Raw genomic sequence first — 25,537 nt, 5'->3', positions numbered from 1 at the left:
GGAGAAGGTCGCTATTTGATAATTGTTTGCATTTGAACGTCAAGCTCGGACATATCCCGACACGAGCGGACATTAGAGGATAGCCATGAAGTTTCTCTGCGCCGGCAGCGATCTGGCCGAAGCTGGCAGTCGCGGTTTCGAAATCGAAGGCAAAAAGCTGTTTGCCGTGCGTCGAGGTGGCCAAGTCTTTGTCTATTTCAATCGCTGCCCGCACCGGGGCGTCGGGCTGGAATGGCAGCCCGACCAGTTTCTCGATCCGAGCAACAGCCTGATCCAGTGCGCCACCCATGGCGCACTGTTTCTGATCGAGAACGGCGAATGCGTCGCCGGCCCCTGCGCCGGGCAGTCGCTCACGGCAATTGAATGCCGGGAGGATACACAAGGCGTGTGGATCGACGTTTAACCGTTGAGCCGCACGTCGAGTCGGCGATCGATGACCATCTCTTCATGGTCAAGGCGCACGCCATACGCCAACACCTCGACACCGCACGCGACCGCCTCACGCAGCGCCTCGGCGTAAGCCCAATCGATTTCCTCGGCCGGGCGCACGGCATCGATGCCGGTGAGGTTCACGCAGTACAACTGCACCGCCCGAATGCCGTCGCGCGCCAGATGCGCCAGCTCGCGCAGATGTTTGGCGCCGCGCTGGGTCACCGCATCGGGAAACGCCGCCACCGCCGTGCCGTCGAAGCCGAGGGTGACGCTTTTGACTTCGACATACGCCGGGCCGCTGGGGTATTCGAGGCGGAAGTCGATGCGGCTTTTTTCCTGTCCGTAGGCAACCTCACGCTTCAACGCGGTAAAGCCGTTCAACTCGGTAATCACCCCAGCGTGCAAGGCTTCTTCGACCAAACCGTTGGCGCGCCCGGTGTTGACGCAAAACAGTCGGCCCTGCGGGGTTTCGCCAATTTCCCAAGTGCCGGGCAACTTGCGTTTAGGGTCGTTGGAGCGGCTGAACCAGACCTGCCCGCCCTCGACCTGGCAATTGAGCATCGAGCCGGTATTGGGGCAGTGAATGGTCAGCAACTCGCCGCTAACGGTCTCGATATCAGCGAGAAAACGCTTGTAACGTCGAATCAGCCGCGCTTCTTCCAGAGCAGGATAAAAGCGCATCAGCCTTGCCAGCTCTTCAAGCCGCGCGCGATGCGCTCCACCGCTTCCTGCAAACGTGCGAGGTTTTGTGTGTAAGCGAAGCGCACGTGATGCCCGGCCTGATAACGACCGAAATCCAGTCCCGGCGTAAAGGCAACGTGCTCGGTTTCGAGGAAATGTCGGCAGAATGCGAATGCATCGCCGCCGAAACGGCTGATATCGGCGTACAGATAAAACGCACCTTCAGGCTCAACGGCAATGTTGAAACCAAGTTCACGCAGCGCCGGCAGGAGAAAATCGCGACGGCGCGCAAACTCGGCGCGGCGCTCTTCGAGAATCGCAATGGTGGCGGGCTCGAAACAGGCCAGCGCAGCGTATTGCGCCATGCTTGGCGCGCTGATGTAGAGGTTCTGCGCAAGCTTTTCCAATTCGCTGACCGCCGCGTCTGGCGCCACCAGCCAGCCCAGGCGCCAACCGGTCATGCCGAAATACTTGGAGAAACTGTTGAGGACAAAAGCGCCGTCATCGACTTCCAGCACACTGGCAGCATCAGTGCCGTAGGTCAGGCCGTGGTAGATCTCATCCACCACCAAGTGCCCGTGCCGGGCCTTGATGGCTGTGGATAATCCGCCCAGTTCATCGCGGGTCAACAGGGTTCCGGTCGGGTTGGCCGGCGAAGCGACGAGGGCGCCGACACTGTCGTGGTCCCAATGCCGCGCCACCAGATCCGGGGTCAGTTGATAACGCACCTCCGGCCCGACCGGCACCAATTGCGCCGCGCCTTCGACCAGCCGCAAGAAATGCCGATTGCACGGGTAGCCCGGGTCGGCGAGCAGCCAGTGTTTACCCGGATCGACCAACAGGGCACTGGCCAGCAACAACGCGCCGGAGCCGCCCGGCGTGATCAGAATCCGCCGTGGGTCGATATTCAGGCCGTAACGCGATTGATAGAAACCGGCGATCGCCTCGCGCAGTTCGGGAATGCCACGGGCCGCGGTGTAGCGGGTCTTGCCCGCCGTCAACGCAGCTTGTCCGGCGCGAATGATCGGCTCGGCGGTGGTGAAGTCCGGCTCGCCGATTTCCAGATGGATCACGTCGTGGCCTTCGGCCTGCAATTCATTGGCCCGCGCCAGCAGCGCCATCACATGGAACGGTTCGATCGCACGACTGCGCGCACTGTAGGGGGCCATTGGACTGCCTTCGACGGAAAAAAGAGACGATTCTACCTGTCTGCCGGAACGAGCGAGAACCCGTGAAGGTCACAGCCTCAAGAACGCTGGACCGTAACGATCTGAACGTACGCTCCAGGATTGACTAAAATCAGTGATTGAACAGGTCTCCCTTCCCACAGACACGGCTTGTCAGACATCTGCAAGCGCCACCCGCCGGGGGCTCGACATCCGGGAGTAGCGCAGGCTGATTTGATCTGGTAAGTTCGCCCGCTTGCAGCCGCAGGGCCGGCAGGTGTCGGTGATGGAGCAATCCTGCGCAATGGATTACAAGAGTAGAGGCGGTCCATTTCATGCCCACCCAAGCAAAGCAACAGCAGCAAACGTCGATCAGCGGCTTCGAACCTTACGTTCAGAAGGCGGGTGAAGAGTACATGGGCGCTCCGATGCGCGCGCACTTCACCAAGATCCTGAACAAGTGGAAACTGGACTTGATGCAGGAAGTCGACCGTACGGTTGATCACATGAAAGACGAAGCGGCCAACTTCCCTGACCCGGCCGACCGTGCCAGCCAGGAAGAAGAGTTCTCCCTCGAACTGCGCGCCCGCGACCGCGAGCGCAAGCTGATCAAGAAAATCGACAAGACGCTGCAACTGATCGAAGACGAAGAGTACGGCTGGTGCGAGTCCTGCGGCATCGAGATTGGCGTCAAGCGCCTCGAAGCCCGTCCGACCGCGGATCTGTGCATCGACTGCAAGACCCTGGCGGAAATCAAGGAAAAGCAGGTCGGCAAGTAATCTCGACCTGAACGAAAAACGGAGCGTGTGAACGCTCCGTTTTTGTTTCTGTGTTTTGCCCGCGGAACCTGCTTCTGCCTCTGTGGGAGCGAGCCTGCTCGCGAAAGCGTCCTCTCAGATAACTCTTTCATGACTGACACAGCTTTCGCGAGCAGGCTCGCTCCCACAGGGGTAACCTGCTTAAATTCTGAATAGCCTTTATCGCCTCCATGACTGCCAAATCCCCCGCCTACATCGGCCGCTTCGCCCCTACCCCCAGTGGCCACCTGCACTTCGGTTCGCTGGTCGCTGCGTTGGCGTCTTACCTCGACGCCCGCTCCGTCGGTGGGCGCTGGCTGGTGCGCATGGAAGATCTCGATCCGCCGCGCGAAGAGCCCGGTGCGCAAGCGGCGATTCTCAAGGCGCTGGAAAGTTACGGCTTCGAATGGGACGGCGAAATGGTCCGCCAGAGCGATCGGCGCGCGGCTTATGCCGAAGTGCTCGACAGCCTGTTCAACCACGGTCTGGCCTACGCCTGCACCTGCTCGCGCAAACAACTGGAGCCCTATCACGGGATTTATCCGGGGTTTTGCCGCAATGCCGGCCATGATCAGCACGACGCCGCGATCCGCCTGCGCGTGCCTGAGCTGGAATACCACTTCATCGATCGCGTGCAGGGCGAATACCGTCAGCACCTGGGCCGCGACGTCGGCGACTTCGTCATCCGTCGGCGCGATGGTCTCTACGCTTATCAATTGGCGGTGGTGCTCGACGACGCCTGGCAAGGCATTACCGATATTGTGCGCGGCGCCGATCTGCTCGATTCGACGCCGCGTCAGCTGTACCTGCAAGAACTGCTCGGCCTGAAACAGCCGCGCTATCTGCACCTGCCGCTGATCACCCAGCCGGACGGCAACAAACTCGGCAAGTCCTACCGTTCGCCGCCGCTCGAAGCCGATCAGGCCACGCCGTTGCTGCTGCGGGCCTTGCGCGCGCTGGGGCAGCATCCCGGCACCGTACTGGCTCACGCTTCGCCGCGCGAACTGCTGGCCTGGGGCAGCGCACATTGGGATGCTGCCAAGATCCCGCGCACACTGACCCTGCCCGAAGCGCAACTGCAATGACGACACTTGCAGTCGCGCGCCCATCCGTTACCATCGCCGCACGTTTTCGGGCACGCGCATAAAAAGAGAGGCCGGGATGTACATCTATCGCTTGGTCCTGCTTTTGGTCGTCGGGATCTACCTGTTCTCCCCCGCCATCATGGATTGGTGGATCGACGCGACGGGCGCCTGGTATCGCCCTTATCTGCTCTGGCTGATCCTGATTGTCGTGACCTTCATCCTGCAGAGCCAAAAAGATGCCGATGAGCTTTAGCCTGACCCAGATGATCCTGATCAGCGCCGCGTACCTGGCGGCGCTGTTCGGCGTTGCCTGGGTCAGCGAACGGGGCATGATCCCGCGCGCGATCATTCGCCACCCATTGACCTACACCCTGTCGCTGGGGGTTTACGCCAGTGCCTGGGCGTTCTACGGCACGGTGGGCCTGGCCTATCAGTACGGTTACGGCTTTCTGTCCAGTTATCTCGGCGTGTCCGGTGCATTCCTGCTGGCGCCGGTGCTGCTTTATCCGATCCTGAAGATCACCCGCACCTATCAACTGTCGTCGCTGGCCGATCTGTTTGCCTTCCGCTTTCGCAGCACTTGGGCCGGCGCGCTGACCACGATTTTCATGCTGATTGGCGTCTTGCCATTGCTTGCCCTGCAGATTCAGGCAGTGGCCGACTCGATCGGCATCCTCACCGGCGAACGCGTGCAGAGCCGCGTGGCGCTGGCGTTCTGTGCGCTGATCATTCTGTTCACAATCTTCTTCGGTTCCCGGCATATCGCCACGCGCGAGAAACATGAAGGGCTGGTGTTCGCGATTGCCTTTGAGTCGATCATCAAACTGATCGCCCTCGGCGGCGTTGGCCTGTATGCGCTGTATGGCGTATTCGACGGCCCGCAACAGCTCGAACTGTGGCTGCTGCAAAACCAGACGGCCCTCGCCGCCCTGCACACGCCGTTGCAGGAAGGCCCGTGGCGCACGCTGCTGCTGGTGTTCTTCGCCTCGGCGATCGTGATGCCGCACATGTATCACATGACCTTTACGGAAAACCTCAACCCGCGCTCGCTGGTCAGCGCCAGTTGGGGCCTGCCGCTGTTTCTGCTGCTGATGAGTCTCGCCGTACCGCTGATTCTCTGGGCAGGCCTGAAACTCGGCGCCACCACCGACCCGGAATATTTCACCCTCGGCATCGGCATTGCCGCCAACAGCAAACCGCTGGCCTTGCTCGCCTACGTCGGTGGCCTGTCCGCCGCCAGTGGCCTGATCATCGTCACCACCCTGGCCTTGTCGGGCATGGCGCTGAACCATCTGGTGCTGCCGCTCTATCAGCCGCCGGCCGAAGGCAACATCTACCGCTGGCTGAAATGGACGCGTCGGGCGCTGATCGTGGCGATTATCATGGCCGGTTTCGGTTTCTATCTGATGCTCGGCGTCGAGCAGGATCTGGCCAATCTCGGCATCGTCGCGTTCGTTGCGACCCTGCAATTTCTGCCCGGGGTGTTGTCGGTGCTGTACTGGCCGACCGCCAACCGCCGTGGTTTCATTGCCGGGCTGCTGGCGGGGATCACGGTCTGGGTGGTGACCATGCTGCTGCCGCTGGTCGGCAATCTGCAGGGTTTCTATATCCCGCTGCTGAACATGATCTACGTGCTCGACGACACCAGTTGGCACATGGCGGCCATCGCCTCGCTGGCCGCCAACGTCCTGATGTTCACTTTGATCTCGCTGTTCACCAACGCCAGCCCGGAAGAAGCCAGCGCCGCCGAAGCCTGCGCCGTGGACAACGTGCGCCGCCCGCAACGCCGCGAACTGCACGCCGCCTCGCCGCAGGAGTTCGCCACGCAACTGGCCAAGCCGCTGGGTGCCAAGGCTGCGCAGAAAGAAGTCGAGCAAGCGCTGCGCGACTTGTATCTGCCCTTCGATGAACGCCGGCCGTATGCCTTGCGCCGGTTGCGCGACCGCATCGAGGCCAACCTGTCCGGCCTGATGGGCCCGAGCGTTGCGCAGGATATGGTGGAAACCTTCCTGCCCTATAAGGCTGGCGGCGAAAACTACGTCACCGAAGACATTCACTTCATTGAAAGCCGTCTCGAGGATTACCACTCGCGCCTCACCGGCCTGGCCGCCGAGCTCGACGCCCTGCGCCGCTACCACCGCCAGACCTTGCAGGAACTGCCGATGGGCGTCTGCTCTCTGGCCAAGGATCAGGAGATCCTGATGTGGAACAAGGCCATGGAAGAGCTGACCGGCATCGCCGCGCAGCGAGTGGTCGGTTCGCGTCTGAGTACCATCGCCAACCCGTGGAAAGAGTTGCTGCAAGGCTTCATCAACCTGCCCGACGAGCATTTGCACAAACAGCATCTGGCCCTCGATGGTCAGACCCGCTGGCTGAATCTGCACAAAGCGGCAATCGACGAACCGTTGGCACCGGGTAACAGCGGCCTGGTGTTACTGGTCGAGGATTTGACCGAAACGCAGATGCTCGAAGATAAACTGGTGCATTCCGAACGGCTGGCCAGCATCGGTCGACTCGCAGCGGGGTGGCCCACGAAATCGGCAACCCGATCACCGGCATCGCCTGCCTGGCGCAGAACCTGCGCGAAGAGCGCGAAGACGACGGCGAGCTGACGGAAATCAGCGGGCAGATTCTCGAGCAGACCAAACGCGTCTCGCGCATCGTCCAGTCGCTGATGAGCTTCGCCCATGCCGGCAGTCATCAGCACAACGACGAACCGGTGTGTCTGGCCGAAGTCGCGCAGGATGCCATCGGCCTGCTGGCGCTGAACCGGCGCAATTTCGAAGTGCAGTTCTACAACCTGTGCGATCCCGATCATTGGGTCGAAGGCGACCCGCAACGGCTCGCCCAGGTGCTGATCAATCTGCTCTCCAACGCCCGCGACGCCTCGCCGCCGCACAGTGCGGTACGGGTCAAGAGCGAAGCCGGCGAACACACGGTCGATCTGATCGTCGAAGACGAAGGCAGCGGTATTCCGTCGAGCATCATGGACCGATTGTTCGAACCTTTCTTCACCACCAAGGATCCGGGTGAAGGCACCGGTCTGGGCCTTGCACTGGTCTATTCCATCGTTGAAGAGCATTATGGACAAATCACCATCGACAGCCCGGCTGATGTACAAAGCCAACGCGGCACCCGTATCCGGGTGACCTTACCGCGTCATGTCGAAGCGACGTCCGCTGTGAACTGAGACCGTCGAGAGTATCGAATCAATGCCGCACATTTTGATCGTCGAAGACGAAACCATTATCCGCTCCGCCTTGCGCCGCCTGCTGGAACGCAACCAGTATCAGGTCAGCGAAGCCGGATCAGTGCAGGAAGCACAAGAACGCTTCACCATTCCTACGTTCGATCTGATCGTCAGCGACCTGCGCCTGCCGGGCGCTCCGGGCACCGAGCTGATCAAGCTCGGGCAAGGCACACCGGTGCTGATCATGACCAGTTACGCCAGCCTGCGCTCGGCGGTCGACTCGATGAAAATGGGCGCGGTCGATTACATCGCCAAGCCGTTCGACCACGATGAAATGCTCCAGGCGGTTGCGCGGATCCTGCGTGATCGTCAGTCGGCGCCAGCTGCCGGCGAAACCACGGCGAGCAAGCCTGCCGCCGGCAATGGCAAAGCCGCTGTGGATAACAGCAATGGCGAAATCGGCATCATCGGCTCCTGCCCGCCGATGCAGGACCTGTACAGCAAGATCCGCAAAGTCGCGCCAACCGATTCCAATGTATTGATTCAGGGTGAGTCCGGCACCGGTAAAGAACTGGTGGCCCGCGCCCTGCACAATCTGTCGAAACGCGCCAAGGCGCCGATGATTTCGGTGAACTGCGCGGCGATTCCGGAAAGCCTCATCGAGTCCGAACTGTTCGGCCACGAGAAAGGCGCGTTCACCGGGGCCAGCGCCGGTCGCGCCGGTCTGGTCGAAGCGGCGGACGGCGGCACCCTGTTCCTCGATGAGATCGGCGAACTGCCCCTCGAAGCCCAGGCTCGCTTGCTGCGGGTTCTGCAGGAGGGCGAGATCCGCCGAGTAGGTTCGGTGCAGTCGCAGAAAGTCGATGTGCGCCTGATCGCTGCAACGCACCGAGATCTGAAGAGCCTGGCGAAAATCGGCCAGTTCCGTGAAGACCTTTATTACCGTCTGCACGTGATTGCCCTGAAGCTGCCGCCGCTGCGCGAGCGTGGCGCCGACGTCAACGAAATCGCCAATGCCTTCCTCGCTCGCCAGAGCGCGCGGATCAATCGCACCGACCTGAAATTCGCTGCCGATGCCGAACAGGCGATCCGGCACTATTCGTGGCCCGGTAACGTGCGTGAGCTGGAAAACGCGGTTGAGCGCGCGGTGATTCTCAGCGAAAGCCCGGAGATTTCGGCCGACCTGCTGGGCATCGACATCGAGCTGAGCGATCTGGAAGACGACGAGTTCATCGGTCTGCCGCCGCAAACCGGCGGTAACGCCAGCAACAGCAGCCATGAGCCGACCGAGGATCTGTCGCTGGAAGACTATTTCCAGCACTTCGTCCTCGAGCATCAGGACCACATGACCGAGACCGAACTGGCACGCAAACTGGGCGTCAGCCGCAAATGCCTGTGGGAACGCCGCCAGCGTCTGGGCATTCCACGACGCAAGACCGGGGTCGCCAGCGAAAGCTGAGCGTTACCCACCGCGTGCGCGGGTAACGCATGACAATGTGAAAAAACTGTTACCGCAGTCGATTCACGTAACAGAAGCCGGGGTTATCGGTAACGCAACCCCGGCTTTTTTCGCCCCTGCAAAACGGTTATATCGACCTAACCCCTTGTTTTACTGGGCTTGGCGAAAGTTGGCACGCACCCTGCTATATGTTTGGTACAAGAACAATAACAAGCAATGCACAAGACAATAAAAATAAGACGAATCGACTCACGCACAATAAAAACAAGACGGCGAGAGGCGCAGCTAACTGATTCTTTTGGAGAGGCGTTGTATTTGGGGCTTGCCCCACGACCAGGCCGAGAACAACAAAAACTGTCCTAAGACAGAGCCTGTACTGGTTGGATCGACAGATCACTGCAATTCAGCGACCAAAGCAATCCGTTTGCTCTTGGCTCCCGATTGGGAGGGTCACGAAGGAAACGCTTCGTGGCGAGGGCACTCAACAAAAACAAGAAGCCCGAATCAATAATAAAAAGAGCACGCAACTACTTCTTGGGGAGCTTCGGCTCCCCTTGTAGTTTCTCCCCTCCGTGAAATCCCCCGTTTCCCGCGTTCGACCCTTGCAGCTTGCGGCTTGCAGCTCATATCTGCGGCGTCCTACACCATCCCCCGACTAAATGCTAGAATCTGCGCCCATCATGCGGTCATTCTTTTGGTATGGCCGAACATTCCTTCAAACAGTGCATCCCATGCTGAAGAAGCTGTTCCAGTCATTCCGAACTCCCGTGCGTCGTACGCAACACATCCGCAGCACCCCTGAAGTGCTCAACAGCGGCCAACATTCGCTGCAGAAAACGCAGTTCAGCCGCTATGCGGTGAATATCGTCGAACGCCTGCAAGGTGCCGGTTACCAGGCTTATCTGGTCGGTGGTTGCGTGCGTGACATGCTGTTGGGCATCACGCCCAAGGATTTCGACGTCGCCACCAGCGCCACCCCCGAGCAGGTCCGTGCCGAATTCCGCAATGCGCGGATCATCGGTCGCCGGTTCAAACTGGTGCACATCCATTTCGGTCGCGAAATCATTGAAGTCGCGACCTTCCGCGCCAATCACCCGATCAACGAAGACGAGGAAGACAGCAACCAGTCTTCGCGCAACGAGAGCGGGCGGATTCTGCGCGACAACGTCTACGGCACCCTGGAAGAAGACGCGCAACGCCGCGACTTCACCATCAATGCTCTGTATTACGATCCGGTCAGCGAGCGCATTCTCGATTACGCCAATGGCGTGCACGACATTCGCAATCACCTGATCCGTCTGATCGGCGACCCGAAGCAGCGTTACCAGGAAGACCCGGTGCGCATGCTGCGGGCCGTGCGTTTCGCCGCCAAGCTCAACTTCGGCATCGAGAAGCACACCGTGCAGCCGATCCGTGAGCTGGCGCCGATGCTGCGCGAGATTCCGTCGGCGCGGCTGTTCGAAGAAGTGCTCAAGCTGTTCCTCTCCGGGCACGGCGCGATCACCTTTGAAATGTTGGTTGATCTGCAACTGTTCGCCCCGCTGTTCCCGGCCAGTGCCGAGGCGCTGGAATACAACCCGGAATACACCCACACGCTGATCAGCGAAGCGCTGACCAACACCGATCTGCGCATCAAGCAGAACAAACCGGTGACCCCGGCGTTCCTGTTTGCCGCCCTGCTCTGGCCGGCACTGCCGGCCCGCGTGTTGCGTCTGCAGGAACGTGGCATGCCGCCGATTCCGGCGATGCAGGAAGCCGCTCACGAGCTGATTGCCGAACAGTGCCAGCGCATCGCGATTCCGAAGCGCTTCACCATGCCGATCCGCGAAATCTGGGACATGCAGGAACGCCTGCCACGGCGCAGTGGCAAACGCGCCGATCTGTTGCTGGACAACCCGCGCTTCCGCGCCGGCTACGATTTCCTCCTGCTGCGTGAAAGCGCCGGTGAGGAGACCGATGGCCTCGGCGAATGGTGGACCGATTATCAGGACGCCAACGACAGCGAGCGTCGCGACATGATCCGCGACCTCAGCGGCAAGGGTGACGATGCCAGCGGCGCGCCACGCAAACGTCGCCGCAGCGGCGGTTCCAAGCGCAAGCGCGCCGGCGCCTCGAGCGCGACGGGCGAGTAAGCGATGGAACGCATCTACATTGGTCTGGGCAGCAACCTCGCTGACCCGGACGACCAGTTGCGCAGCGCCATCGCGGCACTGGGGCAATTGCCGCAGACGAGTCTTGCCGGCGTTTCAGCCTTTTATCAAAGCGATTCACTGTTGCCGGGCCAGCCGCGCTACACCAACGCTGTCGCCGCCCTCGACAGCTCGCTCGCACCGATCGAGTTGCTCGACGCCTTGCAGGCGATCGAAAACGCTCAGGGCCGCGAACGTCTGGAACGCTGGGGACCACGCACGCTGGATCTGGATATTCTGCTGTTCGGCGATCGCCTGATCGATGAGCCACGGCTGAAGGTCCCGCATTACCAGATTCAGGAGCGGGCGTTTGTTCTCTATCCCTTGGCTGAGCTGGCGCCGCAGGATCTGCGTCTCGCCGATGGCCGCACGCTGACAGACCTGCTGGCCGCCTGCCCGTTCGTCGGCCTCGAACGCATCTCCCACGCCTGACACAAATCCCCTGTAGGAGCTGTCGAGTGAAACGAGGCTGCGATCTTTTGATCTTTCAAATCAAGATCAAAAGATCGCAGCGTTCCGCAGCTCCTACAAAATGCAGCGTTCAACATTCAATTTTTGTCAGACAAAAATCCTTCGAATCAGGCCCGCCAAGCCGCTGAATCGCATCAGTAACGCCGGTAACACCGCCCGCGTAACAAGGCGGTAACACACGCAATTGACTTCCTGTTGGCTCATCACGACTATAGGCGTCCCGCTGCCGCCAACCCGGCATGAACGGGCGCAATCCAGGCCTTTCAAAGCACGACACAAGACCGTGCGCCTGAGTAGATGAAGAATCACGCGCGTGACTCGCAGCAGTTTCCAGAGCGCCTGAACGAGGATTTTTACATGCCAGCCATCACCCTGACCACGCTCCAGAGCCTCAAGCAGAAAGGTGAAAAAATCACCATGCTGACCTGCTATGACGCGACCTTCGCCCATGCCTGCAATGAGGCCGGTGTCGAAGTGCTGCTGGTCGGCGACTCCCTCGGCATGGTCCTGCAGGGGCACGACAGCACCCTGCCAGTGACCACGGCGGAAATGGCCTATCACGTCGCCAGCGTCAAGCGTGGCAATGGCGATGCCCTGATCCTCGCCGACCTGCCGTTCATGGCCAACGCCACCCTCGAACAGACCATGAACAACAGCGCCATGCTGATGCAGGCCGGCGCGCACATGGTCAAGGTTGAAGGTCAGCTGTGGCTGGCGGAGTCGATCCGCCTGCTCGCCGAGCGCGGTGTGCCGGTGTGCGCGCACATGGGCCTGACCCCGCAAGCGGTGAACATCCTCGGTGGCTATAAGGTGCAGGGCCGCAATGAGAACCAGGCGCGGCAGATGCGTGCCGATGCGATCGCGCTGGAGCAGGCCGGTGCGGCCATGCTCTTGCTTGAGTGCGTGCCGAGCGAACTGGCGGCAGAAATCAGCCAGGCCGTGGGCATTCCGGTGATCGGTATCGGTGCCGGCAACGCCACCGACGGCCAGGTGCTGGTATTGCACGACATGCTCGGCCTGTCGATCACCGGCCGCGTACCCAAATTCGTCAAGAACTTCATGCAAGGTCAGGACAGCATCCAGGCCGCGCTGAAGGCTTACGTCAGTGAAGTCAAAGCCACCACGTTTCCCGGCATCGAACACGGATTCTCTGCATGAACACCGTCAAAACCGTACGCGAACTGCGTGCCGCCGTCGCCCGCGCGCGCAGTGAAGGCAAGCGCATCGGCTTCGTGCCGACCATGGGCAACCTGCACAGCGGCCACGTCGCATTGATCACCAAGGCTACGCAGCGAGTCGATTTCGTCGTCGCGAGTATTTTCGTCAACCCGCTGCAGTTCGGCGCCGGCGAAGACCTCGACAAATACCCGCGCACCCTCGCCGCCGATCAGGAAAAGCTCCTCGAAGCCGGTTGCGACCTGTTGTTCGCGCCGACGGTTGAAGAGATGTACCCGGACGGCATGGCCGGCCAAACCCGGGTCAGCGTGCCGCAATTGTCCGAAGGCCTGTGTGGTGCCAGCCGTCCGGGGCACTTCGAAGGTGTGGCGACGGTGGTCAGCAAGCTGTTCAATATGGTCCAGCCGGACCTGGCGATTTTCGGCCAGAAGGATTACCAGCAACTGGCGGTGATCCGCGCACTGGTGCATGACCTGAACATGCCGATCCAGATCATCGGCGAGCCAACCGTACGTGCTGCGGACGGTCTAGCGCTGTCGTCGCGCAACGGCTTCCTCAGTGAAGACCAGCGCGCCGTGGCACCGGTGGTGTATCGCGTGCTGAGCAGCATCGCCGAATCGATCAAACAAGGTGAGCGTGATTACCCGGCGCTGATCGCTGCGCAGTTGCAGGTGCTGGAAGCGGCGGGGCTGCGTCCGGATTATCTGGAAATCCGTCATGGCCTGACCTTACGTCCGGCGACGGCGGAGGATCGCGATCTGGTGATTCTGGTAGCGGCGTTCCTCGGCACCACGCGGTTGATCGACAACCTGCACCTGAATCTCGATAGCCCGATTTAAGCAGCAACGAATTTCCCTGTGGGAGCGAGCCTGCTCGCGAAGGCGGTGTATCAGCGACTTATAAGTTGCCTGACACCACGCCTTCGCGAGCAAGCTCGCTCCCACATGTGTTTCCGGTGCATGCCGGTTGGGCGAAAGTCTTCCGGGCACCTCCGTTTGTCGGCCAGATTCCTCTGCGGATGTTAAAAAAGTACAGGGATCTGGTCAGACAAAGTCAAGACAGAACGCAGCGCGAGGTTTACTGTATTCGCCCTGTGTCCAGATCTCGTGTCGACGCAGTTGATCCCATGCGCTAAAAACCCGTGGTTGATCTGTACCGTGTTCAAAAGGCCGTTCAAGTAAAAGGAAAACCGCAGCGATGGCGTACTACCGCACTCCTCACGACGTTACCGCTCTGCCCGCCTGGCAAGCGTTGAAAGACCACCGCCAAGCCATGCAGGATTTCAGCATGCGCGAAGCCTTCAACGCCGATCCGCAGCGTTTCAATCAGTTCACCCTCAGTAGCTGCGGTCTGTTTCTCGACTATTCGAAGAATTTGATCAACGCCGAGACCCGCAACCTGCTCGTGGGCCTGGCCAATGAAGTCGATCTGAAGGGCGCGATCAAGGCGCTGTTCGACGGCGAAATCGTCAACGCCTCCGAAGGCCGCCCGGCACTGCACACCGCCCTGCGCCGCCCGGTCGGCGACAAACTGTCGGTCAACGGCGTCAACGTGATGCCGGAAGTGCACAAGGTGCTGAACCAGATCACCGATCTGGTTGGCCGAATTCACGATGGCTTGTGGCGCGGTTACACCGAGAAGCCGATCACCGATGTGGTCAACATTGGCATCGGCGGCTCGTTCCTCGGCCCTGAGCTGGTGTCCGAAGCACTGCTGTCCTACGCGCAGAAAGGCGTACGTTGCCACTATCTGGCGAACATCGACGGCAGCGAGTTCCATGAGCTGACGCAAAAACTGCGCGCCGAGACCACGCTGTTCATCGTTTCGTCGAAGTCGTTCAACACCCTCGAAACGTTGAAAAACGCACAGGCCGCACGCGCCTGGTACCTGGCGCAGGGCGGCTCGGAAGCCGAGCTGTATCGCCACTTCATCGCCGTATCGAGCAACAACGCCGCCGCTGTGGCTTTCGGGATTCGCGAAGAAAACATCTTCCCGATGTGGGACTGGGTCGGCGGGCGTTACTCGCTGTGGTCGGCCATCGGTTTGCCGATCGCACTGGCCATCGGCATGTCCAACTTCAAGGAACTGCTGTCCGGTGCCTACACCATGGACCAGCATTTCCAGACCGCGCCGTTCGAACAGAACATGCCGGTGCTGCTGGCCCTGCTCGGCGTGTGGTACGGCAACTTCTGGGGTGCGCAGAGCCACGCGATCCTGCCGTACGACCACTACCTGCGCAACATCACCAAGCACTTGCAACAGCTGGACATGGAGTCCAATGGCAAGAGCGTGCGTCAGGACGGCACCTCGGTGTCGACCGATACCGGCCCGGTGATCTGGGGCGGCGTCGGCTGCAATGGTCAGCACGCTTATCACCAGCTGCTGCACCAGGGCACCCAACTGATCCCGGCCGACTTCATCGTGCCGATCGTCAGCTTCAACCCGGTTTCCGACCATCACCAGTGGCTGTACGCCAACTGCCTGTCGCAGAGCCAGGCGCTGATGCTCGGCAAGACCCTGCCGGAAGCCGAAGCCGAACTGCGCGACAAAGGCATGGGCGAAGACGACGTGCGCAAACTGGCGCCGCACAAGGTGATCCCGGGCAATCGCCCGAGCAACACCTTGGTAGTCGAACGCATCAGCCCGCGTCGCCTCGGCGCCCTGGTTGCGATGTACGAGCACAAAGTGTTCGTGCAAAGCGTGGTCTGGGGCATCAACGCCTTCGACCAGTGGGGTGTGGAACTGGGCAAGGAGCTGGGCAAAGGCGTATACAACCGTCTGGTCGGCAGCGACGAGACCGTGGCTGACGATGCCTCGACTCAAGGCCTGATCAACTATTTCCGCGGGCGCCATCGCGGCTGATAAAAGCCTTCTGGCACAACGCTGTTCCCCTGTGGGAGCGAGCCTGCTCGCGAAAGCGGTTCTTCATTCAACACCTTCGTTGACTGACATTCCGCCTTCGCGAGCAGGCTCGCTCCCACAGTTGTTTTGGCACATGACTTGAACCTGTGCAGCGCTCGGCGCATCTTTATTCGTGTCGCACCACAAGAATAAGGAACCGTCATGTTCGATATCAGCACGTTCCCCAAAGCCGATGCCGTGCGCCAGGCCGCTCAGTTGAGCCAGGACGAGTATCGGCGCCTGTACCGCGAATCGATTGAACACCCCAGCGCCTTCTGGGCCGAGCAGGCCACGCGTTTCCTCGACTGGAGCACGCCGTGGCAGACCGTTCAGCGCTATGACCTGAAAACCGGAGAAGCCGCCTGGTTTGCCGGCGGCAAGCTCAACGTCAGCTACAACTGCATCGACCGTCACCTCAAGCAACGCGGCGAGCAGACCGCCCTGCTCTGGGAAGGCGACGATCCTGCCGAGTCGGCGCAGATCACTTACAACAAACTCCATCACCACGTCTGCCGTTTGGCCAACGTGCTGAAAAGCCGTGGCGTAAAGAAAGGCGACCGGGTGTGCATCTACATGCCGATGATCCCCGAAGCCGCCTACGCCATGCTCGCCTGCGCGCGAATCGGCGCGATTCATTCGGTGGTGTTCGGCGGATTTTCCCCGGATTCCCTGCGTGATCGAATTCTCGACGCCGACTGCCGTACCGTGATCACCGCCGATGAGGGCGTACGTGGCGGCCGCTTCGTGCCACTGAAAAACAACGTCGACAAAGCCCTGCAAAGCTGCCCGAACGTCAGCACCGTGGTGGTCGTCGAGCGCACTCAGGGCCAAGTCGATTGGGTCGAAGGCCGTGACCTTTGGTATCACCAGGCCGTGCGCGAGGTCAGCGACGACTGCCCGCCGGAACCGATGGACGCCGAAGATCCGCTGTTCATCCTCTACACCTCCGGCAGCACCGGCAAACCCAAAGGCGTGCTGCACACTACCGGCGGCTATCTGCTGCAAGCGGCGATGACCTTCAAGTACGTGCTGGATTACCGCGACGGCGAAGTGTTCTGGTGCACCGCCGACGTGGGCTGGGTCACCGGCCACAGTTACATCGTCTACGGGCCGCTGGCCAACGGTGCGACCACACTGATGTTCGAAGGCGTGCCGAGCTACCCGAGCAGTTCGCGCTTCTGGCAGGTCATCGACAAGCACAAGGTCAACATTTTCTACACAGCACCCACCGCCCTGCGCGCGCTGATGCGCGAAGGCGCCGGACCATTGAAGGAAACTTCGCGCGCCAGCCTCAGATTGCTCGGCAGCGTCGGTGAGCCGATCAACCCGGAAGCGTGGGAATGGTATTTCAATGCCGTCGGTGAACAGCGCTGCCCGATCGTCGACACCTGGTGGCAGACCGAAACCGGCGGCATCATGCTCAGCCCGCTGGTCAGCGCCCAACGGATCAAACCCGGCTGCGCGACGCAACCGATGTTCGGCGTGCAACCGGTATTGCTTGACGAAGCCGGCAAGGAAATCAAAGGATCCGGCAGCGGCGTGCTGGCGATCAAATCCAGCTGGCCGGCGCAGATTCGCAGCGTCTACGGCGATCCGCAGCGGATGATCGACACCTACTTCAAACCCTACCCCGGCTATTACTTCACCGGCGACGGCGCCCGCCGTGACGAGGACGGCGATTACTGGATCACCGGACGCATCGACGACGTGATCAACGTTTCCGGCCACCGCATCGGCACCGCCGAAGTGGAAAGCGCACTGGTGCTGCACGACAGCATCGCCGAGGCCGCCGTGGTTGGTTATCCCCACGACGTCAAAGGCCAGGGCATCTACGCATTCGTGACGCCAATGAACGGCACCGAGGCCAACGAAGAGCTGAAGAAAGACCTGCTGGCGCATGTCAGCAAGGAGATCGGCAGCTTCGCCAAACCGGACCTGATCCAGTGGGCGCCGGCGCTACCAAAGACCCGTTCGGGCAAGATCATGCGGCGTATTCTGCGCAAGATTGCCTGCAATGAGCTCGACAGTCTGGGCGATACTTCGACTCTGGCTGATCCAAGTGTGGTGCAGGACCTCGTTGATAAACGGCTCAATACTTGAGAGCTGCAAGTTTCTAGCTACAAGCTGCAAGCTAAAGCGGTCCGCGCAGCTTTTCGCTTTTCGCTTTTAGCTTGCAGCTAGAAACTTGCCGCTTGTAGCTCCGCGACTGCTAAGCTTCGCGTTTTTTCAGCAAGGCGCCCGCATGTCTTCCTTGAATCAGGCGCTGCGCGCCGCCCTCGATCAACGCCAGGACCTGCTCGCTGTGCTGCACAGCCAGGGCACCGATTGCTATCGGCTGTTCCACGGCAGCCAGGAAGGCGCCGGCGGCCTGACCATCGACCGCTACGGCCCGCAATTGCTGGTACAGAGTTTTCACCAGACGCTCGAACGTGACGACCTGCTGCAACTGCATGCCATGGTCAACCAGACGCTGGGCTTCGACAGCCTGCTGGTCTACAACGACCGTTCCCATGGCAACTCGCGGATCGATCGCGAAGACAGCGTCTATAAAGCCGATGACGCTGCACTGGCCGATCTGGTCGGGCATGAATGGGGTCTGAACTACCGCGTGCGCGGGCGTCATGCCGGGCAGGATCCGCTGCTGTTCCTCGACCTGCGCAACACCCGTGGCTGGGTCAAGGACCACGCGCAAGGCAAAAGCGTGCTCAACCTGTTCGCTTACACCTGTGGCGTTGGTCTCAGTGCTGCGGCAGGCGGTGCGCGCGAGGTGTGCAACCTGGACTTTGCCGAAGGCAATCTGGCGGTCGGTCGCGAGAATGGATTGCTCAACCCGCAACTGCCGGAGATGCAATTCATTCAGTCCGATTACTTCCCGGCGATCCGCCAGCTCGCTGGCCTGCCGATCAGCGTGCGGCGCGGGCAGAAGCTGCCGAGCTATCAGCGCCTCGAACAGCGCCAATACGATCTGGTCCTGCTCGACCCGCCGGCGTGGGCCAAAAGTGCGTTCGGCACCGTCGATCTGCTGCGCGATTATCAGAGCCTGCTCAAACCCGCGCTGCTGACCACCGCCGACAATGGCGTACTGATCTGCTGCAACAACCTGGCGAAAGTCAGCATGGACGACTGGCGCGAACAAGTACTGCGCTGCGCCGAAAAGGCCGGCCGCCCGGTGCGCGAATGGAGCGTGATGACCCCGGGTGCGGACTTCCCCTCGCGGGACCAGCAGCCACCGTTGAAGACACTGATTTTGCAGCTCTAATCCCTCAAGCATGAGCGATTACATTCCCCTGTGGGAGCGAGCCTGCTCGCGAAAGCGCAGTGTCAGTCGACTTGTTTTTCACTGAACCAGCGCATTCGCGAGCAGGCTCACTCCTACAATGGGTATCTGTTCCTACAGAAATTTCTGAACAATCCTGTCCCACATCAAGCACTTCGGAACCAGAATCGCGTGCCATACTCCAAGGCACTCCGATTCAGACAGATGAAGCCGCACATGCCCAAAGGATTGATTCGCGCGATTGGCGCACTGCTGACAGCCCTGGCCCTCTACAGCCTGCTGGGGTTTCTGATCCTGCCGGGCATTGCCTTGCGCGTGGCCAACCAGCAACTGGCGAACTACGCGACGGTGCCGGCGCATCTGCAGCGCATCGAACTCAACCCGTTCAGCCTTGAGGTCACCCTCTGGGGCCTGGTCATCGGCGAGCCGGGCAAGGAGCAGGTCGGCTTCGATCGCCTCTATGCCAATCTGCAAATCGACAGCCTCTGGACCAAAGCGCTGCATCTGTCCGACATCGAACTGGACAAACCCAAAAGCGAAATCCTCTTCGCCAAGGACGGCAAGCTCAACCTGCTGGGCCTGTTCAACGTGCCGCCGAGCGAGCCGACACCCGCCGATCCCGACGCCAAGCCATTCCCGCTGCGTATCGACAACATCAAACTGGCCGGCGGCGTGGTGCATTTCGAGGATATGCGGCCCAGCGAGCCGATCGAATTTCTTTACGACGACCTCAGTTTCGAGCTGAAAAACCTCAGCACTTTGCCCGAGGACAGCGCCGACATGACCCTCGTCGCCATCGGCCCCGCTGGCGGGAGGATCGACTGGACCGGCAATTTCAGCCTGATCCCGTTCACCTCCGAAGGCACCCTGAAAGTCACCGATGGCCAGATGAAATCCTTCTGGCCTTACGTGCGTGACGCCGTGCCGCTGGTGCTGGAAAACGGCGTGGTCAGCCTCAGCACTGAGTACAAACTCAACCTGTCGAAACAAACCGAACTGCTGCTGAACAACGTCGCGGTGAGCATTGCGCCGTTCGCCATCAAGGCTCCGGACGGACGTCCGCTGGCCAGGCTCGAACGCCTCGACGTCAGCGAAACCTCGCTGGACCTGGCCAAGCAGCAAGTGGTGGTCGGCAAGATCCGCAGCAACAAACTGGAAACCTGGGCGGCGCTGGAAGCTGACGGCCAACTGGACTGGCAGAAGCTGTTCGCCAGCCAGCCGTCGAAACCGGCTGCCAAAGCCGCTGCCGAACCGGCGGATGCACCGGCCGCCGCCGACTCGCCGAAACCTGAGCCAAGCGCCCCGAGCAAGCCATGGCAGGTGCTGGTCAAGGATGTGCAACTGCGCAACTACACGGTTCATCTCGCCGACCGCTCGGCGCAACCAGCGGTGGCGCTGGACATCACCCCGCTGAACGTCGATCTGCAGGATTTCGATAGCCTCAACGGCTCGCCTTTCAAGCTCAAGCTCGACAGCGGCCTGGGCAAGCAAGGCAAGATCAGCGCCGACGGCACGGTCAATCTGGCCCCGGTCAACGCACAGCTGAACGTGAAAACCCAGGACGTCGACTTGCGTGTCGCACAGTCCTATATCAACCCGTTCATTCGCCTGGAACTGCGCAGCGGCATGCTCGGCAGTGACCTCAAGGTCAACCTGAAGAGCACCGAGCCACTGGCCCTCAGCGTCACCGGCCGCGCGCAGATTGATCAACTGCACACCCTCGATACGCTGAAGACCCGCGACTTCCTCAAATGGCAGCAAGTCGTGGTCGACGGCATCAATTATCAGCACGGCGACAGCCTGTCGATCGACAAGGTCAATCTGTTGCAGCCGTATGTGCGCTTCATGATCAACGACGATCGCACCACCAACGTCGACGACCTGCTGATCCCGCAACCGGCCGACAGCGGAGCAAAAAGCACCGCAGCCAAACCGGCCGGCAAGGACAAACCACTGGGCATTCACATCGGCGCGATTGCGATCAACGACGGCTCGGCCAACTTCGCCGACTTCAGCCTGACGCCGAATTTCGCCACCGCCGTGCAGCAGCTCAACGGTCAGATCGGCACCATTGACAGTCGTCAGGCGAAGCCGGCCAGCGTCGATATCAAAGGCAAGGTCGACCGTTATGCGCCGGTGACCATCAAGGGTGCGGTCAATCCGTTCGACCCGATGGCCAGCCTCGACATCGCCACCAGCTTCAAGCGCGTCGAACTGACGACCCTGACGCCCTACTCCGGCAAATTCGCCGGCTACCGCATCCGCAAGGGCCGGCTCAACCTCGATCTGCACTACCTGATCACCAAAGGCCAGCTGAAAGCCGAGAACAAGGTCGTCGTCGAGCAGCTGCAACTGGGCGAGAAGGTCGACAGCCCTGATGCAGTGAGTCTGCCGCTGAAACTGGCGATCGCCCTGCTCAAGGACGTCGACGGCAAGATCTCCATCGAATTGCCGGTGACCGGCGACCTGAATAATCCACAGTTCAGCGTGATGCCGATCGTCTGGCAAACCCTGCGCAATTTGATCGTCAAAGCGGCCGCCGCACCGTTCAAAATGATCGGCGGGCTGGTCAGTGGCGGCGGCTCCGAAGACCTCGGCACGGTGTCCTTCGCGCCGGGCTCCAGCGATCTGAGCAAAGACGCCGAAGCGGCGCTGGTGAAACTGTCGCAGGCACTCAAGGAACGTCCGGCGCTGCGCCTGGAAATCGAAGGCACTGCTGCGAAGAGCAGCGATGGGCCACTGCTGGCCGAGCAACGTCTGGAACGCGAATATCAGTACAACTACTACAAGATGCTCCAGCGCCGTGGCGACAAAGTCCCGGCCCAGGCCTCGCTGTTGCAAGTGCCCGAAAGCGAGAAAGGCGCGTTGCTCGAAGGCATCTACCGCACCCGCTTGAAAACCCAGCCACCGGCAGAATGGAAAGACCTCGGCAAAGAAGAACGCACGGCGAAAATGCGCCAAGGCGTGATCGCATTCTGGAGTGGCAGCGACGTGCTGTTGCGACAGTTGGGCCAGGACCGCGCCAGCACCATCAAGGATTACCTGGTCGACAAGGGCAAGCTCGAGGATGACCGCGTGTATTTCATCGACGCCAACCTCGGCGAGGCCGAAAGCGATGGCCGCGTGGTCACGCAAATGCACCTGGATGCCGAATGACCGTGCGTAACTGGTTGATGGCGCTCGCTCTCACGTGCGCCGCCGGCCATGCGTCGGCTTCGGATACATTGCGCTGCGGCAGCCAATTGATCAGCCTCGGCGACCGCGCCAGCGAAGTGCTGCAAAAATGTGGTGAGCCGGTCAGTCGCGATGTGCTCGGCTACAAGCGCAGTGCCAATCGCCGCGAAGAGTTTCAGGTCGAGGAATGGACCTACGGGCCGAACAACGGCATGTACCAGTACCTGCGCTTTGAAGGTAATCGCTTGAGGCAGATCAACAGCAAACGCGGTAACTAAGCCGAACGAAATTCACCCTGTGGGAGCGAGCCTGCTCGCGAATACGGTCTGTCTACTGACGAACTTGTCGGCTGACACTACGCATTCGCGAGCAGGCTCGCTCCCACATTGGTATTGCCCAAAATAGAACAGGCCCCGACACAAGTGCCGGGGCCTGTAATGGTCACATCCGTGTGACCGTTCGCATGAACTCTAAAGTTGCGGCAGACGTATTGCTCGGCCCGTCTGTCGCGTCTTCTCCCGGTTCAGGCGAGAAGTCTTGCCTTACTCGGCTTTCAGGCCGTCAGCGGAGACCGCTTTAACGCCTTTGATTTTCTTGGCGATGCCTACGGCGACTTCTTTCTGCGACTCGGTTACCGCAGTGGTCGACGACAGGGAAACTACACCCTTGTTGGTTTCGACTTTGATATCAGTGCCTGGAATGCCTTTTTCGGTGACCAGATCAGCTTTGACCTTGGTGGTGATCCAGGTATCGGAAGTCTCTTCTTTAGCCTTGGTCATTTCACCGGCAGCCAGAACCATTGGCGACTGGGTAGCCTGAGCGGACTGGGCGAAAGCGCCACCAGCCATGGTCAGGGTCAGAGCGGTAGCAGCGGCAGTGATAGCGAACTTCTTCATACGAGTAACTCCTGTTTTTACTGGAAGTCTGCTGTAACGCTTGTCAGCAGGGTTACCGGATATATTGCGAACGCTGTGCCAACTTTTTTCCATATAAATTCTTTTAAAAACAATGAGTTATGAAAAATGCCAATTTTCATTTTCATGCAAAATGCATGACTCGCTCAATCTTCGCATGCAAGTTGCGGTTTTTTGGAAAGTTCATAAGCTGCTGAAATTATTGGAGCTTTTGTTAAGTGGTCGGGATATGAAAATGCCCCGCGATGCGGGGCATTCTGGGTGCAACAAATGGATCAAGTCCCACTGGCAGCGCAGCCTTTTGGCGAATAGTCAGGAGCGACCGTAGTGCCACAACTCCAGCCGCCGGCCGCCGTACGAGTCAGCGTGATGGTTTTGCCCAATACAGGCGCTGGCGCGTTGGCCAACGTACATACAATCGTTCCAGCTCCGTCTGCAGCGGTACCTGAGGCAGTCAGAGCGCAATTGGAGGTAGTGGTGACGTTATCGCCTTTCACCGCCGCCAAGCTTGGATTTGTCCCCTGATTGATCAGGTCTTCAAACGGCACCTTCATCGCGCTGATCTCCGCCAGCCCCGCCGTCACCTTCGACCGCGCCTGATACTTCGAATACTGCGGCAAAGCGATCGTCGCCAGAATGCCGATGATCGCCACGACGATCAGCAGCTCAATCAATGTGAAACCTTGTTGTTTTTTCATAGACACGCTCCATGCATGAGTCGAAATCTCATGATCTGAACAAGGCTCAGCACAGCCCATGCCAACGCCCTTTTGCCCCCGCCTGCTGGGCGCGCGCAATCCACTGTGCCGTTTCCTACAACCCGCAACCGCACTATCTGACACTTTTTGTCACCTGCACCGGCCGTGTTTGGCGCTGTCACTTGACTAGGCTATAAGTCATGAACGGCAAGCGTGCGGAATCCCCATGAATGACATCGCTCTGAGCGGTCTGGCCAAGCAATTGGTCCAGGCCGAACTGCTCACGGAAACAAGCGCCCGGCAATCCTGGGCGCAGGCCCAGCGCAATCGCGTGTCGCTGGTCAATTACCTGGTGCACAACAAACTGGTCAACAGCCGGCAAATTGCCGAGATCGCCTCGGAACATTTCGGCATGGCCCTGCTCGATCTACATTGCCTCGACAAAGAGACTCAGCCCAAGGGCCTGGTCAGTGAGAAACTGGTTCGCCAGCACTGCGCCCTGCCCCTCTGGCGGCGCGGCAACAAATTGTTCGTGGGCCTTTCCGACCCAAGCAATCAGCAGGCGATCAGCGACATCCAGTTCAGCACCGGCCTGAGCACAGAAGCGATTCTGGTGGAGGACGACAAGCTCAGCGACGCCATCGACAAGTTCTTCGACAGCCATGCCTCGGGCCTGGAGGAAATGGCCGATGTCGATCTCGACGGCCTCGACGTCGAGTCCATTGATGACAACAAACAGGACGTGATTGGCGGCCTAGATGCCGACGACGCCCCGGTCGTACGTTTTGTGCACAAGATGCTGCTCGATGCGATCAAAAGCGGCTCTTCCGACCTGCATTTCGAACCCTACGAAAAAAACTATCGGGTGCGCATGCGCACCGACGGCATGCTGCGCGAGGTGGCCAAGCCGCCGATCCAGTTGGCCGGGCGCATTGCCGCGCGCTTGAAGGTAATGGCCAGTCTGGATATCTCGGAACGGCGCAAACCTCAGGACGGCCGCATCAAAATGCGCCTGTCGAAAAGCAAATCCATCGATTTCCGCGTCAACACCCTGCCGACTCTGTGGGGCGAAAAAGTGGTGATCCGGATTCTCGACCCGTCCAGTGCGCAAATGGGCATCGATGCGCTGGGCTACGAGGCCGAACAAAAGGCCTTGTACCTGGCCGCACTGAAACAGCCGCAAGGGATGATTCTGGTCACCGGCCCCACCGGTTCCGGTAAAACCGTGTCGCTGTACACCGGGCTGAACATCCTCAACACCGTCGACATCAATATTTCCACCGCCGAAGATCCGGTGGAAATCAACATGGAAGGCATCAATCAGGTCAACGTCAATCCCCGCCAAGGGCTGGACTTCGCCCAGGCGCTGCGCTCGTTTCTGCGTCAGGACCCGGATGTGATCATGGTCGGCGAGATCCGCGACCTGGAAACCGCCGAGATCGCAATCAAGGCTGCGCAGACCGGCCACCTGGTGCTGTCGACCCTGCACACCAACAGCGCGGCGGAAACCCTCACGCGCCTGCACAACATGGGCATTCCCGGTTTCAACATTGCCACCTCGGTCAGCCTGATCATCGCCCAGCGCCTGGCGCGCAAGTTGTGCGCACACTGCAAGCGGCCGCTCGAAATCCCGCACGAAACCTTGCTCAAGGAAGGCTTCCCCGAGGAACGCATCGGCCATTTCACGATCTACGAGCCGGTCGGTTGCGATCACTGCAATGGCGGTTACAAAGGACGCGTGGGGATTTATGAAGTGGTAAAGAACACACCGGACCTGCAACGGTTGATCATGGCCGAGGGCAATTCGCTGGAAATCGATATTCAGATGCGCCGCGACGGCTTCGCCGATCTGCGCACTTCCGGGCTGCACAAGGCCATGCAAGGCATCACCAGCCTTGAGGAAATCAACCGGGTCACCAAGGATTGA

19 protein-coding genes and 1 pseudogene are annotated in these 25,537 nt (G+C 60.2%); 16 read left to right on the top strand and 4 right to left on the bottom strand.

The genetic code is table 11. From position 1 onward, the window contains the following. Positions 1 to 85: 85 nt before the first annotated feature. Positions 86 to 403, top strand: a complete 318-nt coding sequence (locus ACZZ0K_RS01560; protein ID WP_122506697.1) for a Rieske (2Fe-2S) protein — start codon at positions 86 to 88, stop codon at positions 401 to 403. Here the strand turns inward: ACZZ0K_RS01560 and sfsA are convergent. Both sfsA and ACZZ0K_RS01550 read right to left on the bottom strand, forming a co-directional pair. Further along, positions 400 to 1,113, bottom strand: a complete 714-nt coding sequence (gene sfsA, locus ACZZ0K_RS01555) for a DNA/RNA nuclease SfsA (RefSeq protein WP_258707209.1) — start codon at positions 1,111 to 1,113, stop codon at positions 400 to 402. The two genes, ACZZ0K_RS01560 and sfsA, sit on opposite strands and share 4 nt — an antisense overlap. Further along, positions 1,113 to 2,282: a pyridoxal phosphate-dependent aminotransferase gene (locus tag ACZZ0K_RS01550; RefSeq protein WP_056790414.1), complete on the bottom strand. Its 1,170-nt coding sequence runs from the start codon at positions 2,280 to 2,282 to the stop codon at positions 1,113 to 1,115. The genes sfsA and ACZZ0K_RS01550 overlap by 1 nt, the downstream gene beginning before the upstream one ends. A 332-nt stretch (positions 2,283 to 2,614) precedes the next feature. On the opposite strand from ACZZ0K_RS01550, the gene dksA reads away from it, so the two are divergent. The 14 genes and pseudogenes from dksA (at position 2,615) to ACZZ0K_RS01480 (ending at position 22,276) form a co-directional block, all read left to right on the top strand. Then, a complete protein-coding gene (dksA, locus tag ACZZ0K_RS01545; RefSeq protein WP_041477831.1) occupies positions 2,615 to 3,058 on the top strand; it encodes an RNA polymerase-binding protein DksA in 444 nt (147 codons plus the stop codon). Positions 3,059 to 3,267: 209 nt separating this feature from the next. Further along, entirely contained in the window at positions 3,268 to 4,161 is an 894-nt protein-coding gene (gene gluQRS / locus ACZZ0K_RS01540; RefSeq protein ID WP_252884842.1) for a tRNA glutamyl-Q(34) synthetase GluQRS, read from the top strand. Between the two features lie 76 nt (positions 4,162 to 4,237). Further along, positions 4,238 to 4,414: a hypothetical protein gene (locus tag ACZZ0K_RS01535; RefSeq protein WP_003176118.1), complete on the top strand. Its 177-nt coding sequence runs from the start codon at positions 4,238 to 4,240 to the stop codon at positions 4,412 to 4,414. Then, positions 4,398 to 7,351 (top strand): annotated as a pseudogene (locus ACZZ0K_RS01530) (sensor histidine kinase). Before ACZZ0K_RS01535 ends, ACZZ0K_RS01530 begins: the two are co-directional and overlap by 17 nt. A 22-nt stretch (positions 7,352 to 7,373) precedes the next feature. Next, entirely contained in the window at positions 7,374 to 8,810 is a 1,437-nt protein-coding gene (locus ACZZ0K_RS01525) for a sigma-54-dependent transcriptional regulator (protein ID WP_041477828.1), read from the top strand. Positions 8,811 to 9,541: 731 nt separating this feature from the next. Further along, positions 9,542 to 10,942, top strand: coding sequence for a polynucleotide adenylyltransferase PcnB (locus tag ACZZ0K_RS01520; RefSeq protein ID WP_056790418.1), 1,401 nt, complete (start codon positions 9,542 to 9,544; stop codon positions 10,940 to 10,942). Between the two features lie 3 nt (positions 10,943 to 10,945). Then, complete coding sequence (folK, locus tag ACZZ0K_RS01515; protein ID WP_252882693.1) at positions 10,946 to 11,431, top strand: 2-amino-4-hydroxy-6-hydroxymethyldihydropteridine diphosphokinase; 486 nt, start codon at positions 10,946 to 10,948, stop codon at positions 11,429 to 11,431. 396 nt (positions 11,432 to 11,827) lie between these two features. Continuing rightward, positions 11,828 to 12,628, top strand: a complete 801-nt coding sequence (panB, locus tag ACZZ0K_RS01510) for a 3-methyl-2-oxobutanoate hydroxymethyltransferase (RefSeq protein WP_041477826.1) — start codon at positions 11,828 to 11,830, stop codon at positions 12,626 to 12,628. Further along, on the top strand, positions 12,625 to 13,485 hold the full coding sequence (gene panC / locus ACZZ0K_RS01505) for a pantoate--beta-alanine ligase (protein ID WP_056790423.1): 861 nt from the start codon (positions 12,625 to 12,627) through the stop codon (positions 13,483 to 13,485). Before panB ends, panC begins: the two co-directional genes overlap by 4 nt. Before the next feature lie 358 nt (positions 13,486 to 13,843). Further along, positions 13,844 to 15,508 (top strand): glucose-6-phosphate isomerase, encoded by a 1,665-nt coding sequence (pgi, locus tag ACZZ0K_RS01500; RefSeq protein ID WP_016773160.1) that lies wholly within the window; start codon positions 13,844 to 13,846, stop codon positions 15,506 to 15,508. Between the two features lie 201 nt (positions 15,509 to 15,709). Then, a complete protein-coding gene (gene acs, locus ACZZ0K_RS01495) occupies positions 15,710 to 17,647 on the top strand; it encodes an acetate--CoA ligase (RefSeq protein ID WP_252884844.1) in 1,938 nt (645 codons plus the stop codon). 142 nt (positions 17,648 to 17,789) lie between these two features. Beyond that, a complete protein-coding gene (locus ACZZ0K_RS01490; RefSeq protein WP_252882696.1) occupies positions 17,790 to 18,806 on the top strand; it encodes a class I SAM-dependent rRNA methyltransferase in 1,017 nt (338 codons plus the stop codon). 222 nt (positions 18,807 to 19,028) lie between these two features. After that, on the top strand, positions 19,029 to 21,980 hold the full coding sequence (locus tag ACZZ0K_RS01485; protein WP_258707210.1) for a DUF748 domain-containing protein: 2,952 nt from the start codon (positions 19,029 to 19,031) through the stop codon (positions 21,978 to 21,980). Beyond that, on the top strand, positions 21,977 to 22,276 hold the full coding sequence (locus ACZZ0K_RS01480) for a DUF2845 domain-containing protein (protein ID WP_252878910.1): 300 nt from the start codon (positions 21,977 to 21,979) through the stop codon (positions 22,274 to 22,276). The genes ACZZ0K_RS01485 and ACZZ0K_RS01480 overlap by 4 nt, the downstream gene beginning before the upstream one ends. Positions 22,277 to 22,540: 264 nt before the next feature. Here the strand turns inward: ACZZ0K_RS01480 and ACZZ0K_RS01475 are convergent, their stop codons facing one another. Together ACZZ0K_RS01475 and ACZZ0K_RS01470 are read right to left on the bottom strand one after the other, a co-directional pair. Further along, positions 22,541 to 22,894, bottom strand: a complete 354-nt coding sequence (locus ACZZ0K_RS01475) for a BON domain-containing protein (protein ID WP_071173629.1) — start codon at positions 22,892 to 22,894, stop codon at positions 22,541 to 22,543. Between the two features lie 293 nt (positions 22,895 to 23,187). Beyond that, the gene (locus ACZZ0K_RS01470; RefSeq protein WP_252876912.1) at positions 23,188 to 23,610 is read right to left on the bottom strand and encodes a pilin; all 423 of its coding nucleotides are present in this window, start codon (positions 23,608 to 23,610) and stop codon (positions 23,188 to 23,190) included. Between the two features lie 226 nt (positions 23,611 to 23,836). Here ACZZ0K_RS01470 and pilB point away from each other — a divergent pair, with 226 nt between their 5' ends. Continuing rightward, entirely contained in the window at positions 23,837 to 25,537 is a 1,701-nt protein-coding gene (gene pilB / locus ACZZ0K_RS01465; RefSeq protein WP_056790439.1) for a type IV-A pilus assembly ATPase PilB, read from the top strand.

This window comes from Pseudomonas sp. AC255, from assembly GCF_979258175.1.
Note: the sequence above shows the minus strand (reverse complement) of the source record. Positions and strands in the feature narration are given on the sequence as shown.

Coding starts and splice junctions, on each gene's coding strand:
- ACZZ0K_RS01560 (WP_122506697.1), top strand. CDS start 86: ATGAAGTTTCTCTGCGCCGGCAGCGATCTGGCCGAAGCTGGCAGTCGC.
- sfsA (WP_258707209.1), bottom strand. CDS start 1,113: ATGCGCTTTTATCCTGCTCTGGAAGAAGCGCGGCTGATTCGACGTTAC.
- ACZZ0K_RS01550 (WP_056790414.1), bottom strand. CDS start 2,282: ATGGCCCCCTACAGTGCGCGCAGTCGTGCGATCGAACCGTTCCATGTG.
- dksA (WP_041477831.1), top strand. CDS start 2,615: ATGCCCACCCAAGCAAAGCAACAGCAGCAAACGTCGATCAGCGGCTTC.
- gluQRS (WP_252884842.1), top strand. CDS start 3,268: ATGACTGCCAAATCCCCCGCCTACATCGGCCGCTTCGCCCCTACCCCC.
- ACZZ0K_RS01535 (WP_003176118.1), top strand. CDS start 4,238: ATGTACATCTATCGCTTGGTCCTGCTTTTGGTCGTCGGGATCTACCTG.
- ACZZ0K_RS01525 (WP_041477828.1), top strand. CDS start 7,374: ATGCCGCACATTTTGATCGTCGAAGACGAAACCATTATCCGCTCCGCC.
- ACZZ0K_RS01520 (WP_056790418.1), top strand. CDS start 9,542: ATGCTGAAGAAGCTGTTCCAGTCATTCCGAACTCCCGTGCGTCGTACG.
- folK (WP_252882693.1), top strand. CDS start 10,946: ATGGAACGCATCTACATTGGTCTGGGCAGCAACCTCGCTGACCCGGAC.
- panB (WP_041477826.1), top strand. CDS start 11,828: ATGCCAGCCATCACCCTGACCACGCTCCAGAGCCTCAAGCAGAAAGGT.
- panC (WP_056790423.1), top strand. CDS start 12,625: ATGAACACCGTCAAAACCGTACGCGAACTGCGTGCCGCCGTCGCCCGC.
- pgi (WP_016773160.1), top strand. CDS start 13,844: ATGGCGTACTACCGCACTCCTCACGACGTTACCGCTCTGCCCGCCTGG.
- acs (WP_252884844.1), top strand. CDS start 15,710: ATGTTCGATATCAGCACGTTCCCCAAAGCCGATGCCGTGCGCCAGGCC.
- ACZZ0K_RS01490 (WP_252882696.1), top strand. CDS start 17,790: ATGTCTTCCTTGAATCAGGCGCTGCGCGCCGCCCTCGATCAACGCCAG.
- ACZZ0K_RS01485 (WP_258707210.1), top strand. CDS start 19,029: ATGAAGCCGCACATGCCCAAAGGATTGATTCGCGCGATTGGCGCACTG.
- ACZZ0K_RS01480 (WP_252878910.1), top strand. CDS start 21,977: ATGACCGTGCGTAACTGGTTGATGGCGCTCGCTCTCACGTGCGCCGCC.
- ACZZ0K_RS01475 (WP_071173629.1), bottom strand. CDS start 22,894: ATGAAGAAGTTCGCTATCACTGCCGCTGCTACCGCTCTGACCCTGACC.
- ACZZ0K_RS01470 (WP_252876912.1), bottom strand. CDS start 23,610: ATGAAAAAACAACAAGGTTTCACATTGATTGAGCTGCTGATCGTCGTG.
- pilB (WP_056790439.1), top strand. CDS start 23,837: ATGAATGACATCGCTCTGAGCGGTCTGGCCAAGCAATTGGTCCAGGCC.